This is a genomic window from Amycolatopsis sp. SID8362 (assembly GCF_010550475.1).
GTDB lineage: Bacteria > Actinomycetota > Actinomycetes > Mycobacteriales > Pseudonocardiaceae > Amycolatopsis > Amycolatopsis eburnea.
Map to the genome: position 1 here is coordinate 1 of NZ_JAAGNB010001312.1, position 220 is coordinate 220.

The following is a 220-nucleotide window of genomic DNA, read 5'->3' on the forward strand; positions in this document are numbered from 1 at the left end:
CCGCCGATCCCGAGTGGTCGCAGACCGAGCTGCGGATCGCGTCGATCCGCGACCAGGTGCTGGTGCGCGGCCGCGTCGCCATGGTCACCGGCGACACCGGGACGGCCGCGCTGATCACCTGGCTCGCCGACGCCGACCACGTCCTGACCACGCGCGTGCGCGGGGTCCCGGACGCCCGCGTGGTGGCCCTGCGGATCGCCCAGAGCGTCACCGCCGCGCC

The 220-nt window shown here is 76.4% G+C and carries 1 pseudogene; it reads left to right on the forward strand.

Annotated elements, in window-relative coordinates:
* Positions 1 to 220 (forward strand): annotated as a pseudogene (locus tag G3I65_RS40060) (hypothetical protein); the annotation flags it as partial.